Origin of the sequence: Pseudomonas brassicacearum (assembly GCF_000585995.1) — a bacterium.
Taxonomy (GTDB): Bacteria; Pseudomonadota; Gammaproteobacteria; order Pseudomonadales; family Pseudomonadaceae; genus Aquipseudomonas; species Aquipseudomonas brassicacearum_A.
Map to the genome: position 1 here is coordinate 4057313 of NZ_CP007410.1, position 15942 is coordinate 4073254.

Annotated in this window: 17 protein-coding genes; 3 read left to right on the plus strand and 14 right to left on the minus strand. The window is 61.3% G+C overall.

The features are described 5' to 3' along the window. Positions 1–2 precede the first annotated feature (2 nt). Complete coding sequence (gene glcF / locus CD58_RS17060; RefSeq protein ID WP_025214215.1) at positions 3–1223, plus strand: glycolate oxidase subunit GlcF; 1221 nt, start codon at positions 3–5, stop codon at positions 1221–1223. A 78-nt stretch (positions 1224–1301) separates the two neighbouring features. Here the strand turns inward: glcF and CD58_RS17065 are convergent, their stop codons facing one another. The 9 genes from CD58_RS17065 to CD58_RS17105 all read right to left on the minus strand — a co-directional run bounded on the left by CD58_RS17065 (position 1302) and on the right by CD58_RS17105 (position 9574). Next, complete coding sequence (locus tag CD58_RS17065; RefSeq protein ID WP_025214216.1) at positions 1302–1655, minus strand: RidA family protein; 354 nt, start codon at positions 1653–1655, stop codon at positions 1302–1304. A 9-nt stretch (positions 1656–1664) separates the two neighbouring features. Next, positions 1665–2843, minus strand: a complete 1179-nt coding sequence (locus CD58_RS17070; RefSeq protein ID WP_025214217.1) for an NAD(P)/FAD-dependent oxidoreductase — start codon at positions 2841–2843, stop codon at positions 1665–1667. Beyond that, on the minus strand, positions 2836–4212 hold the full coding sequence (locus CD58_RS17075) for an NAD(P)/FAD-dependent oxidoreductase (protein ID WP_025214218.1): 1377 nt from the start codon (positions 4210–4212) through the stop codon (positions 2836–2838). Before CD58_RS17075 ends, CD58_RS17070 begins: the two co-directional genes overlap by 8 nt. Then, the gene (locus CD58_RS17080; protein ID WP_025214219.1) at positions 4209–4562 is read right to left on the minus strand and encodes a (2Fe-2S)-binding protein; all 354 of its coding nucleotides are present in this window, start codon (positions 4560–4562) and stop codon (positions 4209–4211) included. Before CD58_RS17080 ends, CD58_RS17075 begins: the two co-directional genes overlap by 4 nt. Continuing rightward, the gene (locus CD58_RS17085) at positions 4552–5694 is read right to left on the minus strand and encodes an NAD(P)/FAD-dependent oxidoreductase (RefSeq protein ID WP_025214220.1); all 1143 of its coding nucleotides are present in this window, start codon (positions 5692–5694) and stop codon (positions 4552–4554) included. The genes CD58_RS17080 and CD58_RS17085 overlap by 11 nt, the downstream gene beginning before the upstream one ends. Next, complete coding sequence (locus tag CD58_RS17090; protein ID WP_025214221.1) at positions 5691–6488, minus strand: ABC transporter permease; 798 nt, start codon at positions 6486–6488, stop codon at positions 5691–5693. The genes CD58_RS17085 and CD58_RS17090 overlap by 4 nt, the downstream gene beginning before the upstream one ends. A gap of 6 nt (positions 6489–6494) precedes the next feature. Then, a complete protein-coding gene (locus tag CD58_RS17095; RefSeq protein ID WP_025214222.1) occupies positions 6495–7367 on the minus strand; it encodes an ABC transporter permease in 873 nt (290 codons plus the stop codon). Then, complete coding sequence (locus CD58_RS17100; protein ID WP_025214223.1) at positions 7354–8427, minus strand: ABC transporter ATP-binding protein; 1074 nt, start codon at positions 8425–8427, stop codon at positions 7354–7356. Before CD58_RS17100 ends, CD58_RS17095 begins: the two co-directional genes overlap by 14 nt. Before the next feature lie 67 nt (positions 8428–8494). Beyond that, positions 8495–9574 (minus strand): ABC transporter substrate-binding protein, encoded by a 1080-nt coding sequence (locus tag CD58_RS17105; protein WP_038436665.1) that lies wholly within the window; start codon positions 9572–9574, stop codon positions 8495–8497. Positions 9575–9799: 225 nt separating this feature from the next. Between CD58_RS17105 and CD58_RS17110 the strand changes: the two genes are divergently transcribed. Continuing rightward, a complete protein-coding gene (locus tag CD58_RS17110; protein WP_025214224.1) occupies positions 9800–10693 on the plus strand; it encodes a LysR substrate-binding domain-containing protein in 894 nt (297 codons plus the stop codon). 37 nt (positions 10694–10730) lie between these two features. On the opposite strand, the gene CD58_RS17115 is transcribed toward CD58_RS17110, so the two are convergent. From CD58_RS17115 to CD58_RS17125, 3 genes are all read right to left on the minus strand, one after another. Further along, a complete protein-coding gene (locus CD58_RS17115) occupies positions 10731–10973 on the minus strand; it encodes a hypothetical protein (RefSeq protein WP_025214225.1) in 243 nt (80 codons plus the stop codon). A 110-nt stretch (positions 10974–11083) separates the two neighbouring features. Continuing rightward, a complete protein-coding gene (locus CD58_RS17120; protein WP_025214226.1) occupies positions 11084–11515 on the minus strand; it encodes a DUF1810 domain-containing protein in 432 nt (143 codons plus the stop codon). A 103-nt stretch (positions 11516–11618) separates the two neighbouring features. Next, positions 11619–12506, minus strand: a complete 888-nt coding sequence (locus CD58_RS17125) for a LysR family transcriptional regulator (RefSeq protein WP_038436667.1) — start codon at positions 12504–12506, stop codon at positions 11619–11621. Between the two features lie 99 nt (positions 12507–12605). On the opposite strand from CD58_RS17125, the gene CD58_RS17130 reads away from it, so the two are divergent. Next, entirely contained in the window at positions 12606–13430 is an 825-nt protein-coding gene (locus CD58_RS17130; protein WP_025214227.1) for an SDR family oxidoreductase, read from the plus strand. A gap of 45 nt (positions 13431–13475) precedes the next feature. On the opposite strand, the gene CD58_RS17135 is transcribed toward CD58_RS17130, so the two are convergent. Together CD58_RS17135 and CD58_RS17140 are read right to left on the minus strand one after the other, a co-directional pair. Beyond that, a complete protein-coding gene (locus CD58_RS17135; protein WP_025214228.1) occupies positions 13476–14798 on the minus strand; it encodes an NTP/NDP exchange transporter in 1323 nt (440 codons plus the stop codon). A 68-nt stretch (positions 14799–14866) separates the two neighbouring features. Beyond that, positions 14867–15919: an oxidoreductase gene (locus CD58_RS17140; RefSeq protein WP_025214229.1), complete on the minus strand. Its 1053-nt coding sequence runs from the start codon at positions 15917–15919 to the stop codon at positions 14867–14869. Positions 15920–15942 lie beyond the last annotated feature (23 nt).

A 15942-nucleotide genomic window follows, 5' to 3' on the forward strand; every position in this document is an offset into this window, starting at 1 on the left:
CCATGCAGACCACCTTGAGCGAAGAGGCCCGTCAACTGCCCCGTGCCGCAGAAGCCGAAAGCATTCTGCGCAGTTGCGTGCACTGCGGTTTCTGCAACGCCACCTGCCCGACCTATCAACTGCTGGGCGATGAACTGGATGGCCCGCGGGGGCGTATCTACCTGATCAAGCAGGTGCTCGAAGGCAATGAAGTGACCCGCAAGACCCAGGAGCACCTGGATCGTTGCCTGTCGTGCCGCAATTGCGAAACCACCTGCCCCTCCGGCGTCGACTATCACAACTTGCTGGACATCGGCCGGGCGGTGGTCGATGCGGCCGTCCCGCGCCCACTCGGCCAACGCCTATTGCGCGAGGGATTGCGCGGCGTCCTGCCCAATCCGGGGCTGTTCAAAGGGCTGCTGAGCAGTGGCCAGGTTTTCCGCGCATTACTGCCCAACACGCTGCAAGTCAAATTACCGCGCAACGTGTATCCGGCAAAACCACGCCCGACCACCCGCCATACCCGGCAAGTGCTCATGCTCGAAGGCTGCGTGCAACCAAGCCTGTCGCCCAATACCAACGCGGCCGCCGCACGCGTACTGGATCGACTTGGGATCAGCGTCACCCCGATTCGCGAGGCCGGTTGTTGCGGTGCGCTGGACTATCACCTGGACGCTCAGGCCGCCGGCCTCGCTCGTGCCCGCCGCAACATCGATGCGTGGTGGCCGAGCATTGAAAGCGGTGCCGAGGCCATTGTGCAAACCGCCAGCGGCTGCGGTGCCTTCGTCAAAGACTATGGCCACCTGCTCAGCACCGACCCGGCGTATGCCGACAAGGCAAAAAGGGTCAGCGCCCTGGCCAAGGATCTGGTTGAAGTACTGCGCGACGAGCCGCTGGATAAACTCGGCGTGCACAGCGACCAGCGCCTGGCGTTCCATTGCCCTTGCACTTTGCAGCATGCGCAAAAACTCGGGGGTGCCGTTGAAGCCATTCTGACAAGCCTGGGATTCAACCTGACCGCTGTTCCCGACAGCCACCTGTGCTGCGGCTCGGCGGGCACTTATTCGCTGACGCAACCCGAACTGTCTCGGCAACTGCGCGACAATAAGCTCAATGCGCTGGAAAGCGAGCACCCCGAAGTCATTGTCACCGCCAATATCGGCTGCCAGACCCACCTCGACGGCGCGGGCCGAACCCCTGTCAGGCATTGGATCGAACTGGTCGAAGCCGCGTTGCCTGAGTGACGTCGCGAAGTGAGCAGCGAGGCGTCGCCCTTGGAAAGTCGACCGTAGACCCCGGTCGACTCACAGGACCGCTGGCGATCAACCCGCGGCGATGACGGTGATTTCCACCAACAGGTCCGGGGCCGCGAGACGCGATTCGACGGTGGCGCGCGCCGGTGCATGGCCTTCCGGGGCCCACGCGTCCCACACCTCGTTCATACCGGCGAAATGGGCTTGGATATCCGACAGCCAGACTTGGGCGCTGAGGATGCGGGTCTTGTCCAGGCCAGCCTGGGCCAGGTAGCTATCGATTTTGGCCAGCACCTGGGCGGTCTGGCCCTTGATGTCCTGGGTCCGGTCAGTGGCCGTCTGGCCGCCAAGAAAGGTGAAGCCATTGCATTGAACGACGCGGCTCATGCGTTGATTGGTTTCGATCCGGGTGATGTCCAGCATGTGAACTCCTTAGTGTTGCGACAGGGTTGAGGTGGGTTGGACGATTGAAGCCGTCGCAGTGGCGGCGGCCTCGAAACGATCGATGGCGAAGGGTTCCAGGGAGATGTCCGAGTGCTCGCCCAGAATAAGCTGGGCCAGGCGTTTGCCGGTGCCAGGGCCCATCTGAAAGCCGCTGCCACAAAAACCGAATGAGTAACTGAGGTTGCTGGCTTTGCGACTGGCCCCTATCACCGGGAGGTCATCGGCGGTAAAGGCTTCAACGCCGGCCCAGACACGGTTGATGCCCAGGTGTCGCAGATGGGGGAACAAGTCGGTGACCGTGCGCGCGCTGCTGCCCAGGCGGGTCATGTCCACTTCGCCATGGCGCGAGAGAAAATCCAGCGACCCGATCAGCTTGCCACCAATCACTACGGTGCCGTTGGCAAACTGCTTGAACGACAAAGCCCTGGTCGTAGCGCCCAACACTGGGACACAGAACGGCGCGACCCGATGGGTGACCATCAACATCAGGCCTTCGGGATGCACCGGAACCGGCTCGCCAACCTGGGCCGTCAGGTCGGCGGCCCAGGCCCCTGCCGTCACCACCAGATGTTCGGCACTGAAACAGCCACCAGGCGTGTGCACTCGCCATCGAGAGCCGGTTTGCTCGATCCGCTGTGCCGGGGTGTTTTCGTGGATCCGTACACCGAGTTTCTGCGCAGCCAGGCGAAACGCAGTGACGGTCTTGTAAGGCACCGCGTACCCATCGCCCTTGACCCAGATGCCGCCCGCCACATGCCGGGAAATACTCGGCACTTTCTCGAACACCTGGTGCTGGTCGATCAGCACTTCATGGGTGAAACCCAACGCCTGGAGGTGTTCGACCCGCAGCCGACACTCCAGCAGCTCCGCCGTGCTCTCCGCCAGCTTGAGCTGGCCGCTGGGAACAAAACCGCCGTCGTCGCCCAAGGTGCTCTCAAGGTCATGCCAAAGCTCCCGCGAGGCCAGGGCCAGTGGAATTTCCGCGGCGTGGCGCCCCAGGGTGCGTACCCCTCCGGCGTTCACGCCAGAGGCGTGGCGACCGCAATACTCCGCTTCCAGCACCGCCACCTTGACGCCAGCTTGGGCGAGGAATAACGCAGTGCTCAGGCCATGGATGCCGCCGCCGATGACCAGCACGTCCGTCACACGCCCGCTCGCCTCACTCACCGGCCAACTCTCCCAGGGTGATGGGTTTGATCGGCGGTCGAATCCGGTAATACCCGACCTCGGCCGCCGACACACCACGGGCCTTGGCGATGACTTCAGTCACCGTCAGGCCGCACATGCGCCCCTGGCACGGTCCCATGCCACAACGGCCAAAGGCCTTGGCCTGGTTCGGACCTGCGCAGCCCAGGGCGACGAAACCGCGCAGCTCACCTGCCGTGACTTCCTCGCAACGGCAGACCATCACCTCGTCGGCGGGGATACGGTTTTGCTCCTTTGGCTGATACAGCGCATCGAGAAAGGGCCGGATCCGCAGGTTGGCCGCCAGTTTCAGGCGCAACCGGCGAGCCTCGTCATCACGTTCCGAGAGGCCGATCGACTTGAGCCGCGCGGCAATCCCCAGCGCCGCCAGTTGCCCCTGCAACGCCGCTGCCTGGGCCCCACCGATACCCGCTCCGTCTCCAGCGACATAGACCCCCGGCACATCCAGCTCCCCCCACGGATCGCTGACCGGGGTGAAACACAGCTGCTGCGGGTCCCATTCATGGCGGGCGCGCAATGCCTGGCTGAATTGGATGTTCGGCACCACGCCTTGATGCAGCAGCACGCAGCGCGTGGCGATGCGTTGCGCCTTGCCGGAAACACTGAATGTCAGGGCTTGCGCCGCCTGCTCGCCTTCGATTGCCAAGTCTTCGGCACCGCTGTGGTGAGCAATACCGGCAGCACGCAAACTGCGCATCAACTCCAACCCCTTGCGCAGGTACGGCCAGGCACGCAAGGCCGCAAACAAATGGCGTCGGGCGCGCCAGTAATCTTCTGGCCGCGTGGTGTCGACCAGGGCCTTGATCGTTACACCGGCCCGCAGGTACTGCCAGCCAAGCAGGTACAACAGCGGGCCGCAACCGGCCAATACCACCGGCTCGCTCGGTGCCAGGCCTGAGCTTTTCAACAGGATCTGCGCAGCGCCGACGCTCATCACGCCGGGCAGGGTCCAGCCGACAATCGGAAACGGCCGTTCCATGGCGCCCGTAGCCAACAGCACGGCCTTGGCGTCCAGCGTATACAGGCGGCCTTCACGCAGATAACTGACCTGACGCTCCCGGGTCACTTGCCACACCGATGCACCTTTCTCATAACGCACGCTCGAAGCGGCCAGGGCCTGGACCCATTCATTGCCCTGGGCATAATCGGGCCCCAGCAAATCCCGCCGTGACAGGGGTGCCAGGCTGATGCCCCGATAGATCTGCCCGCCCGGGCTCCCCTGCTCATCCAGCAACACCACCTGCAAGCCCAACCCGGCCAACCGCGTCGCCGCAGCCATGCCGGCCGCGCCCGCCCCAATCACCACGACCTCGACGCTTTCAGGGTTCATGACTGCACCTCCACGGCCTGGACATTCATCGGTTGATAGATCAGATCCCGCGCGCCCTCCTGGGAGTGGATACGCATGCCGTCAGCCACTTCGATCAGGCAGCTTTGGCGGTTCGGGACGCCGTCGATCTCCACCAGGCATTCGAAGCACACGCCCATCATGCAGTATGGCGCGCGGGGCGATTCACTGACCGGGGTGGCGCGAAAGCGATTGATACCGGACATCAGCAAGGCAGCGGCGACACTCACACCGGCGGGCACGTTCAGCGGTTGATCGTTGAACGTCAGGCTCACCGTCCGCGTCGCCCTGACCTCGCTGGTGATCGGTTGAAACAGCGGATCAGTGGGCATGTGAAAACACCTTGTCAGTTAGAAAACGGTCTCCGGAAAACACCTCCAGCTCCTCAGGCGGTGGCCCGCCCATGATCCACGGCGCGATGCGCAGGGCATGGGCGGCCGCCAAGGTCACGCCGCTGTGGCACGTGACCACGAAGGCACCCGGGTGGGCGCTTGATTGCTGGTAAATGGGCAAACCGTCCGGGCTCATCACCCGCAATGCGCCCCAGGCCCGGACCAGCCCCACGTCGCGCAACAAGGGGAAGGTCGTGACACCGCGTTTGGCGATGGCGGCCAACACCTCGGTGGAAGTGCCGTCATCAAAGCCCACCTCCTCCATGGAATCGCCAAGCTGCACGGTGCCTTCATCGGTCTGGCGCACGTTGAGCGTCGGATATTGAAGAAAGGGCTGGACCCGCTCACTGACCAACACTTGTCCGCGGTTGGGCGCAACCGGCGCATACAGGCCCACCTGCCGAGCCAGCGCCGCGTTGCCCAGGCCGGCGGCCAGGACGATCCTTGGCGCGACGAAGCAGCGTTGACCGGCTCTCACACGAAATTCGCCGGGGGCACAATCAATGCGCTCGACCTGCACGCCGCCCTGCAGTCGTACACCCTTGGCCTGCGCCGAGGCGTGCAAGGCGCGCAGCAATTTCAGTGGATTGACGTGACCATCCTGGGGCGTATAGCTGGCACCGATCACCGCAGGACCGATCAACGGCAGGCGCGCTTTCAGTTCGGCGGCGTCCAACATCTCGAAAGGATAATCGCCCAACGCATCCCGCAAGGCTTGCAGTCGCGACTGGCGCTCCAACAGCTCTTCGTCGTTGAAACACATATGGAAGCCACCCGGCTGCCTGAGCTGGACATCGATACCGCTGTCGGCCATCAGCGCCTGGGCAAGCGCCGGCCAGCGAGTGGCCGAAGAACGGGTCCAGCGCGAGTAATCCGGGACGTCATGGCCCTTGCCCTGGACCCAAACCAGGCCGAAATTGCCCCGAGAGGCACGAAACGCATCATCGCCCTGATCGAGCACCTGGATGTCGACACCGTCGCGTGCCAAGCCGTAGGCCACCGCCATTCCCACCAACCCGCCGCCGATCACGATCACTTGCGACTGCACGGGATTGTGCCTGTCCTGGCTCATTTACTTTCTCCGATCAATACCCGATCCAGCCCGACCATGCGGTCGAGCACCAGCATCAATAACAGGGTGCCAATGATCAGCACCGTGGAAACCGCAGTGATCAACGGGTCAATGGTCTGGGAGATCTGGTTGTACATGGCCACCGGCAAGGTCGTGGTGCCTGGCGTGGCAACGAATACGGTCATGGTCAACTCATCGAAGCTCTGGATGAATGCCAACATCCAGCCGCCAATCACCCCCGTGCGAATACGCGGCAGCACCACCCGGTAAAAAGCGGTCCAGCGCCGTGCCCCTAGCGACAAGGCGGCTTGTTCGATGTCGCGCTCCAGGCCGATGGTCGAAGCCAGCGTCAGCCGCAAGGCATAGGGCAACACCACAATCACATGAGTGATGCTCAGCGCCCAGAACGATCCGCCAATCTGGGCCATGGAGAAAAACCGCAGAAACGCAATGCCCAACACCACGGAAGGAATCATCAGCGGCGACAGCAGAAAACCCGTCAGCGTGCTGCGCCCGGCAAACTCGTAGCGGCTGATCGCCAATGCCGCCGGGACCGCCAGCAGCGTCGCGACAGTGGCCGAAAACAGGCCCAGCTTCAACGACAGGAAGAATGCGTCGAGCATCTCCTGGTTCTCCAGCAGCGCGCGGAACCAGCGCAACGACAAGCCGTCGGTAGGCAACGACAGGTAGCCCTTATCGGTAAAGGCGATCGCCATCACCACCACCAGCGGCGCGACGATGAAAGTGATGAACAGCAGGTGGTACAGCAGCGAGAAAAATCCGTTCTTGTGCATGGCCGACTACTCGAAGACTTGCTTGAAACGACGCTCGGCCAGCTTGCTGCAACCCAGGATGATGATCAGGTTGGCGGCGAGCAGGAGCATCGCGATGGCGGCGCCGAGGGGCCAGTTGAGGGTGCCGAGGAATTCGTCGTAGGCCGCTGTCGCCACCACTTTGAGACGTCGACCGCCGATGATCGCCGGGGTGGCGAAGGCGGATGCCGCCAAGGCGAAGACAATGATCGAACCAGAAAGAATGCCGGGCATGATTTGCGGCAGGATGATTCGACGGAACACCGTCAGCCGCGAGGCCCCCAGGGACAACCCGGCCCATTCCACCTGCAAGTCCAGGCGCTGCAAGGTGGCCCACACGGCAATCACCATGAACGGCACCAGCACATGGGTCAGCGCGATGATCACGCCCAGTTGGGTGAACAACATTTTCACCGGTTGGTCAGTGATGCCCAGCGCCTGCAAGGCATCGTTGATCAACCCGTTGTTGCCGAGCAGGATCGCCCAGCCGAGCGTGCGCACCACCACCGAAATCAGCAGCGGCCCCAACACCACCAGCAGGAACAACGAGCGCCAGCGCGGCGCCATGCGCGCAATGATGATGGTTTCCGGTACCCCCAACAGTACGCAAAGGACCGTCACGGCCAGTGCCAGGCCCCCCGTGCGCAGGAAGATGTCGTGGAAGTAACCGTCCTTGAACACCTCCAGGTAATTGCCGAGGCTATAGGCCGGCAACACGCCCTCGGTGTCGCTGAACAGGTTGAGCGAGAGCACGGCGGTCAGCAGCAGCGGCACCAGCAGCAACGCGATGAACACCAGTAACGCCGGGCCGCTGAGCAACCAGGGCGCGGCACCGACGTGCTCGGCATCATACCTGGCCATGGGCAGCCTCCCGATCCAGCAGGCGTAGATCGTCGTCGGACCAGTCCAGGCCGACTTCATGACCTTCGTCGGGCGGCGGAGTGCCCAGGTTCGGCTGGGTCATGTGCACCAGGCCAAAGTGGCTTTCAACCGCGATCAACCATAGGTTGCCAAGGAATACGCGCAAGCGGATGCGCCCGTTCAAACGGCCCCTGCCGGCCTCCGTCAGGCGAATCTTTTCCGGGCGGATGTAGACATTGACTTCATTGCCCAACGCCCGGTCTTCATGGGGGACATGCAGCAGCGTGTCCTTGACCTGCACGTTGCAACACCGTTCGTTGCGGGCCTGCACGGCGCCAGCGAAAGCGTTGGTCTTGCCCAGGAACGCCGAGGCGAAAGGTGAATGTGGGCGCTCGTAGGCTTCATACGGTGTGTCGATCTGCACGATCCGACCTTTTTGCATCACGGCAATCCGGTCGCTCATGGTCATGGCTTCGACCTGATCATGGGTCACCAGGATGGTGGTGATGCCCAGGTCGCGCTGGATCGCCCGCAATTCGATGTGCATCTCTTCGCGCAGCTTGGCGTCGAGGTTGGACATGGGTTCGTCGAGCAGCAACAAGTTCGGGCGAATGGCCAGGGCCCGGGCAATGGCCACCCGCTGCCGTTGACCGCCCGACAATGCCTTGGGGTAACGCTCGCCCAGACCGTCGAGGCGCACCAGCGCCAGCGCCTCTTCGACGCGCTGGCGGCGTTCGGCCTTGGGCACGCCACGCATTTCCAGGCCGAAACTGATGTTCTGCGCGACACTCATGTGCGGAAATAACGCGTAGCTCTGGAAGACGATCCCCAGCCCTCGTTGCTCAGGCCGTACATGGGTGATGTCGCGGCCGTCCAGAACGATGCGCCCTTGTGTGGGCTGAACGAAGCCGGCAATGGATTGCAGCGTGGTGGTCTTGCCGCAGCCGGAGGGTCCGAGCAGAGCGATGAACTCACCGTGCCGCACCTCCAGGTCCAAGCCGTCAATGGCTTTGAAACTGCCATAGGTCTTGACGAGGCCTTCAAGCGTAAGAAATGCCATTGGCTTGCCACGCAGGCCGGGCCTGCGCCTCCAGAAAGGTTTCGGGAAGGATCGGAGCCCGTGGACGCTAGCGTTCGACCGTGCGGTTCCAGCGCGTCGTCCATTCGCTGCGCTGCTGGTTGATCGTCTCCCAGTCGACCTTGATCAACGCATTGACCTTATCCGGACCGTAGGGCATACGCGCGGCGACATCCGGCTCAAGGCTGACGGTTTTGTTGACCGGTGCGAAACCGTTTTCCCGCGCCTGGATTTCCTGCACTTGCGGTGACAGCACATATTGGATGAATTGCTGCGACAGCTCAGGCTGCGCGTTGGGTGTGATACCACAGGCGGCAATCTGCAGGGCGATGCCGCCCTCCTTGGGATAGATAAACTTGAGTGGAAAGCCGGTGCTCTGCAAAGCCACCGCACGACCGCTGCCATACACGGCCATGACCACATCGCCGTTCTGCATCATGCCGTCCATTTCACCTGGCGCCGATACCCACGCCAGGACGTTGGGGCCGATTTCGTCCTTCAGCGCCTTGAAGCCAGGATCGATATTCTTTTCACCCCCGCCGCGCAAACGGGCCATCTGCACCAGCGTATGCAAGCCATAGGTGTTGGTCACGGGCGGCATGCCCAGCAGTTGCCTGTAGCGGGTATTGGTGAGGTCTTCCCAGGAATCCGGCGGGGCCCAGCCACGCTTCTTGAAGGCCTCTTCGTTGTAACCGATACCGGTGGCGACCACGCCGATCCCAGTCGCTTCGGGACTGATTCGCGCCAGCGGATAGAGGTCTTGATAGACCGGCGCATCGCTGAGTTTTGCACACAGTCCCATTTGCAACGCCTGGTACATCGGCCCATCGTCCATCATCGCCACGTTGATCTGCTGGCGACCTTTCTGGGCCTGCAATTTGGCCAGGGTTTCAGTCGAGTTACCCGCAACGTAGATCACTTTGACGTTGTGCTGCTTCTCGAAGGCTGGAATGACCTTGGTCTTGTACATCTGCTCGGTTGACCCGCCCACACCGGCGACATACAGCGTCGGCTCAGCGAAAACGGCACCACTACTGCCCAACCCCAAGAGGGTCACGGTGACAACAATGGCCATGCGGGCCAAGGGACTAAACGGCGGAATTGCTGAGGTCGAATTATGGCTATTCACAGACTATCTCCGAAGTGCGTGGGGGCAGATCGAACAATGCGTCAGTTGCTTCGGCGTCAATCGAAGCCATGCAGCGCGCTGCATGTTGTCGGCGAAAACCTCACGCCGATGGCGCATCTTCAGGTGCGCTATGGGGTTGCTGTATTGGAGTATTGCGATGCACTATCCATATGGTCAAATCAGAATATTCGGGTTAGTTATTCATATTTGATATGGAAGGCAGGCATGAATCTCAGGCAAATCGAAGCATTCCGCAGCGTCATGCGACTGGGCTCGATGACTGCGGCAGCCGAGGTGCTGTATACCTCGCAACCCAATGTCAGCCGGCTGATAGCGCAGTTGGAACTGAGCACTGGACTGACCCTGTTCAAGCGCGCAGGCGTGCGGCTGGTCCCCACGCAAGAAGGCCAGGCGTTCTTTCATGAAGTGGAACGCGCCTATGTCGGCCTCGACAGCCTCAAGCATTCGGCGAAGAACATTCGCAACCTGGGCACCGGGCGTTTGCGTGTAGCAGCGATACCGTCGACTGGCCTGAGCCTGCTCCCCGCAGTGATCAAGACCTTCACCGCCACGCGCCCCGAACTCACGGTGTCACTGCACGTGAATTCCTCGCCCACGGTGGAACAATGGGTCAAGTCGCAGTTTTGTGACATTGGCATCGTGGTTCATCCCGGCGACGTCAACAGCGAGCAAATCGAATTGCTCGCCGAAAAAGCGGCCGTGTGCGTATTGCCTCGCGCCCACGCACTGGCGGCAAAATCACAGATCACCTTCCAGGACCTCGAAGGGCAGCCGTTCGTTTCACTCTGCCACGGCGACGGCACACGATCATTGGTGGACGGTTTGTTCGAGCAGGCAGGCGTCGAGCGAATAATGGCCGTCGAAGCGCAGTACAGCGCGATCAACTGCGAGATGGTCGCGCTCGGCATGGGCATCACCCTCGCCCATCCGCTGGTCGCCAAGGACTATCTGCATCGGGACATCGTGGTCAGGCCGTTCACACCGGACATCCTCTTTCCGACCTACGTGATATGGCCGACCGCACCCACACGGACGCGATTGGTCGAGGAATTCGTCGATACGTTGAAGGCGTATTATCGAGACGTGGAAGGTGCGTGATCCGGTGTCCTGGCGTTGGAGAACGCCCAACGTACCGTCACAGCTTGGGAATATCTCCCGTGGCTTCCGCAATCGTTGCCAGCAACTCTTCCATCGCGGCGACGTTGTCCAACAGCCTCGCAAACGATTGGTGAACGGCACCGTCAACATCCAAGGTTTGCTGTCCCCGAAGCTCTGTCACGTTGCCCGACTCCATTTTTTCAAGCGCCAACACGCTTTCACGCAAAATGCGAAGCTGGCCGAATATCACGGCGACTTGGTCTCTGCTTTCCATAATCATCACCCTCGCTCCAGCATCATGATGATTTCCCGCCCACCCCGTTTGGGGCGCTGGCCGAACAGCTTGAGCACGTGCTGACAGACCAGGCGAAATGTTCTTTTACTCTCCCCTCACCCTGAGTGCCCTAGCAGCAAAAGCGTTCTGCGATCTGGCTCACCGGAATAAAATTGATCGAGCGCCTGTTGGTACAGGGCGGACCCGGTCTGTGCACGCATGAACAGTGTGAGACAGGAGCGAAACTTAAGGTCGTCGGGCGAACCGAATATCTGCTTGGCACTCATGCCGCGGTGTTCCAGAACAGTTCTCACGCATTGTTCCAGCCGGGGACCGAGTAAATCGTGCTCCAGATACGCCTGGGCCTCGTCAAGGGTTGAAATGGCAAAGCGATCGGCCATCTCGGAATGACCGAGCCCCCGCAACTGCGGAAATATGAACCACATCCAGTGACTCGTCTTGCGACCTGCACGCAGCTCGTCCATGACCCGATCGAACAGCGGACGCTGGGCTTCGACGAAACGGGACAGATTGAAAGAATCGTGCATGATTGGTTTTCCTCAGCCAGTCAGTGCGCAGGGTGTCTGCCGGATAACATCATTTTGGCTTCTGGTCCCTGATCAGCAGCAACGCCACAGCCGAAGGTCGCATTCATGATTGCCTCAGGATCTTGATCAGGGCGCCAAGCGCTGCCGGGATCTGACGATGTCCCGAATAATACAGAGCAAGTCCCGGCTCCGGAGGGCACCAATCCAACAATACCGTTATCAGTCGACCCTCCCTGATCGCCGCTTCAGCATACTGTTCGGGAACGTAGGCAACACCCAACCCATCGATTGCTGCCTGGACCATCAAGGCGTTGTCATTCAGAGTCAGTTGGCCTGGCACATCGACTGTCATCGCGCAGCCGGCACGGACAAACTCCCAGCGATAACGCTTGCCACTGGGCAACCTTTGCCGGATGCAGCAATGCTGGCGGAGCATCTCCGGCTCGGTGATAGGACTATGACGGGCCAGGTACCCTGGCGATGCCACCACGACAAACCTTACGGGCGCTCCAATCGGCACCGCGATCATGTCACGCGGAACTCTGTCCATCAGGCGAATACCTGCGTCAAACCCACGCTCAATGATGTCCACCAAGGCCCCGTCGACAACCAGATCCAATTCCACACGCGGGTGCAGTTCGACGAAGCGCGGCACGGCTGTGGATAGCAATTCACGTATCCCCGACTCGTTGCCATTGATACGCAAAATGCCACGTAGCTGGCCGTCAGCATGAGCAAAATCAGACAGCACCTCATCCATGGCCCCCATGAGCGGCAGCATGCCGTTGACCAGACGCTCACCCTCTGGCGTAGGCGAAACACTGCGCGTCGTGCGGTGAAGCAAGCGCACCCCCAAGTCCCGCTCGAGTGTACGAACGGCGTGGCTGAGGGAAGACCGACTCACGCCGAGCGAATCCGCCGCTTCGCGAAAGCTGCGTCGGGCGATGATTTCGGCGAGTGCGTTCAGGTCTCCCCAAGAAGGTCTCTTCATTGGTGAAGTTTCCTCACCAGCACGTTCCGTTTATGGGGGTTTTTCCCACCTGCGATCGAACCTAGCATGAGCTCAACACCAACGAGAGGAAAAAACGACATGGCTAAGACATGGTTTATCACCGGTACATCCTCTGGGCTCGGACGCGCGCTTGCCGAACACGCCCTGCAACGCGGCGACCGCGTCATCGCGACGGTGCGCAAGCTTCGTGCCCTGGATGAGCTGAAGGCACGTTTCCCAGAGCGATTATCGGTATTGGTACTTGACCTCACCGACACGGCAAACGTTCGCCAAACCGTCGATGCCGCTTTTGGACAAGCAGGCCAAGTGGATTATGTCATCAGTAACGCGGGTTATGGGTTAGTGGGAGCCGCCGAGGAGTTGAGCGACGAACAGATTGCCCGGCAACTGGCAACCAATCTCACGGGTAGCATCCAGCTGATCCGTGCCGTGCTTCCTCATTTGCGCCGCCAAGGCGGTGGCCGAATCATGCAGGTCTCCTCGGAAGGAGGACAGGTCGCTTATCCCGGCTTCAGCCTTTATCACGCCAGCAAATGGGGCATTGAAGGATTCGTGGAGGCCGTTGCGCAAGAAGTCGCTGGCTTCGGTATTGACTTCATCCTGGCTGAACCAGGGCCGACGGATACTGGCTTCGGCGCAGGCGTCGACTATGCCCAGGCATCGCCTGCCTATGCCGATACGCCGGCCGACAAGATTCGCTTGACGTTGCAGTCAGGAATGTTTCCAGTGAAAGGTGACCCGCAGCGCACGGTGGAAACGATGATGCAGGCATTGGATCAGCCTCTTCCGCCCTTTCGCCTGGCGCTCGGCAGTACGGCCTACAACAACATTCATGCCGCACTGACGAAGCGCTTGCAGGTGCTTGACGCTCACAAGCATGAAGCCTTCGCGGCCGACAAGTGATGGTCGCTCGAACAGTCAGGCAAGCTCCGGCGCCTCATCAAGTCGTTAAGTTTCGGCGGCGCTCGCCTGCATTGGGACCGACTCGCCCTGCAAGTGATCGGCCTGCCGCCCCAACTGAAAGCCCAGGTACCCCCACAGCAATGCGCAACCGGCGCCGATCACTGCTGTCATGCCGGCCCCCTGCCCCAGCATGTCGAGCAGGCTCTTGGCCCAGCCGCTGACGGCATCCCCTGCGCGGTAAACGACGGTGTCGATCAGGTTCTTGGCCTTGTACTTGCTCTCGGCATCCAGCGGTGCAAAGAGCATTTCCCGGCCCGGTCGGACGAATGCATACTCGCCGATCCGCCGCACGATCATCAATGCCGCCAGCACCGCGAAACCCGGCGCCAGGGCGAGGCCCAGGAAGCCGATGCACATCAACAGCGGTACAACTGCCAGCAACGCCCCCACGCCCAGCTTCGGTGCGATGCGTCCGGTGATGAATAACTGAGAGAGCAATGCACCGGCTTGCACGATGAAATCAAGGGTGCCAAAGACGCGCACCTGCGTCTCGCGATCAGGAAACAACTCAGCCACCAAACGAGCCTGCTCGAAATAGAGAAAAGTGCTCACCGTCGCCAACAACACCACGAAACCTGCAATCCCCAGTAAGTAAGGCGACTTGAGCACGGCGGTCAAGCCGCTGAATGGATTGCCACCCAGTGGTTGGCGGGGGCTTTGTGTCGGCGCGGCACCGGGTCGACCGGCCCCACCCGTGGCGCGCCAGCGCATCAATGTCTGTTTCAACCCCAGGGCAGCACCTAACAGCAAGGCTGCCAGAAACATCAACCCTGACGCGCCGAGCGTTTCGATGAGCATCGCACTCAATGCTGGCCCCAGCAGGCCACCCACACTGGCCCCCGCGGCAATGAAAGCGAATAGACGTCTGGCCTGCTCACCGTCGAAGACATCCGCCATCAGGCTCCAGGCCACAGACACAACAAACAGGTTGTACACCGAGATCCATACGTAAAAGGTACGGGCTAGCCACACACTGTCCGGCTGGAACTCAAACAGCTCGACGAACATCAGCAAGTTGATGGCGAAGAACCCGTATACCCAATCAACGAGGCGCAGGCGCGGAACCCGAGAACTGAGCCAGGCAAACATCGGGACGGCCGCCAACATGACCAGAAAGGTTGCGGTGAACAGCCATTGCAAATTCTCCACGCCCGCCGTGATCCCCATGGATTCACGGATCGGGCGCAGCATGAAATAGCCAGTGAAAAGGCAGAGGAACAGCACAAACCCGCACAGTGCCGGACACAGTTCATCGTCTTGTGCGTTAAGCGCCAGACTCAGACGATGCAGGAAGGAAGGCGTACTCATGGGAACTCCTGGGAGACGACGACAAGCCAAAAGGCGGGCACGGGACGGATTCCCGCGCCCCAGGTGCATCAGCGATAGGCCACGCCGGTCAGTCGCTCAGAGACAGCCCAAAGCCGTTCGGCGTCCGCCTCCTCGGTTGCGGCGGCGGGCGTCTTGGCGAAGCCCAGCGGACCACGTTTTTCTTCGTCACCGGTCGGACCGTAATAAGCGCCGCCGACGGCTTCCGGTGCGGTGGCGGCGTACAGCGTGGGCAACGCCCCTTGTGCCGAGGAGTGGTACGCGTCGCGGTCTTCTGCCCAGCGCTGGCCGAACGCACTGTTGAGGCCGGGACCCCGCGCGACCAACTCGGTCACGGCGACGCCGGGGTGCGCAGCGATGCTGCGAATGCCCCAACGTTCGGCGTCACTGCGCCGCTGCAACGCGAATGCCCAATTCAGGATGGCCAGTTTCGATTGTGCGTAGGCCGCATACGGGTCGTACTTCTGCTCGGCCTGAAGGTCATCGAAGTTCAGGGTGCCACGCGCGGCGGCAATGCTTGAAAGGCTCACCACGCGGGCGTCCTGGCTTTGACGCAAGAGCGGCATCAACAGGCCGGTGAGCGCGAAATGCCCCAGGTAATTGGTCGCCAATTGAAGCTCGAGATCATCCGCAGACGTACCTCGTTCGGGCGGCGCCATGATCGCGGCATTGTTGATTAACACGTCAAGGCGCGACAGCTTCTGATTGAGGCGCTGGGCCAGACCGCTCACAGAGGAAAGGTTGGCCAGGTCCACGGCCTCGAACCGCACCTTGGCATCGGGCACCGACATCTGGATGCGTGCGATGGCCTCCGCGCCGCGCTCAGGATTGCGCGCGGCGATAATCACTTCGGCGCCGGCACGCGCCAGTGCCAGCGCATCCTCATAGCCCATGCCACTGGTGCCGCCGGTGATCAAGACGATTCGGCCCTTCTGGGAGGGTATATCGCCGGTCGACCAGTCGGGTTTCGGTGCAACACGAGCAGACGCTTCGATGCTCATGGCGCTCAGCAGCAAGACACCCGCGGCAAGGGTACGAGCCAACGTCCCAAATCGGCTGATGTTGTTCTCAAGGTTCATTACCGGTGTTGTTTTATTCCACATGACTGAGTTCCCTATTGGAATGA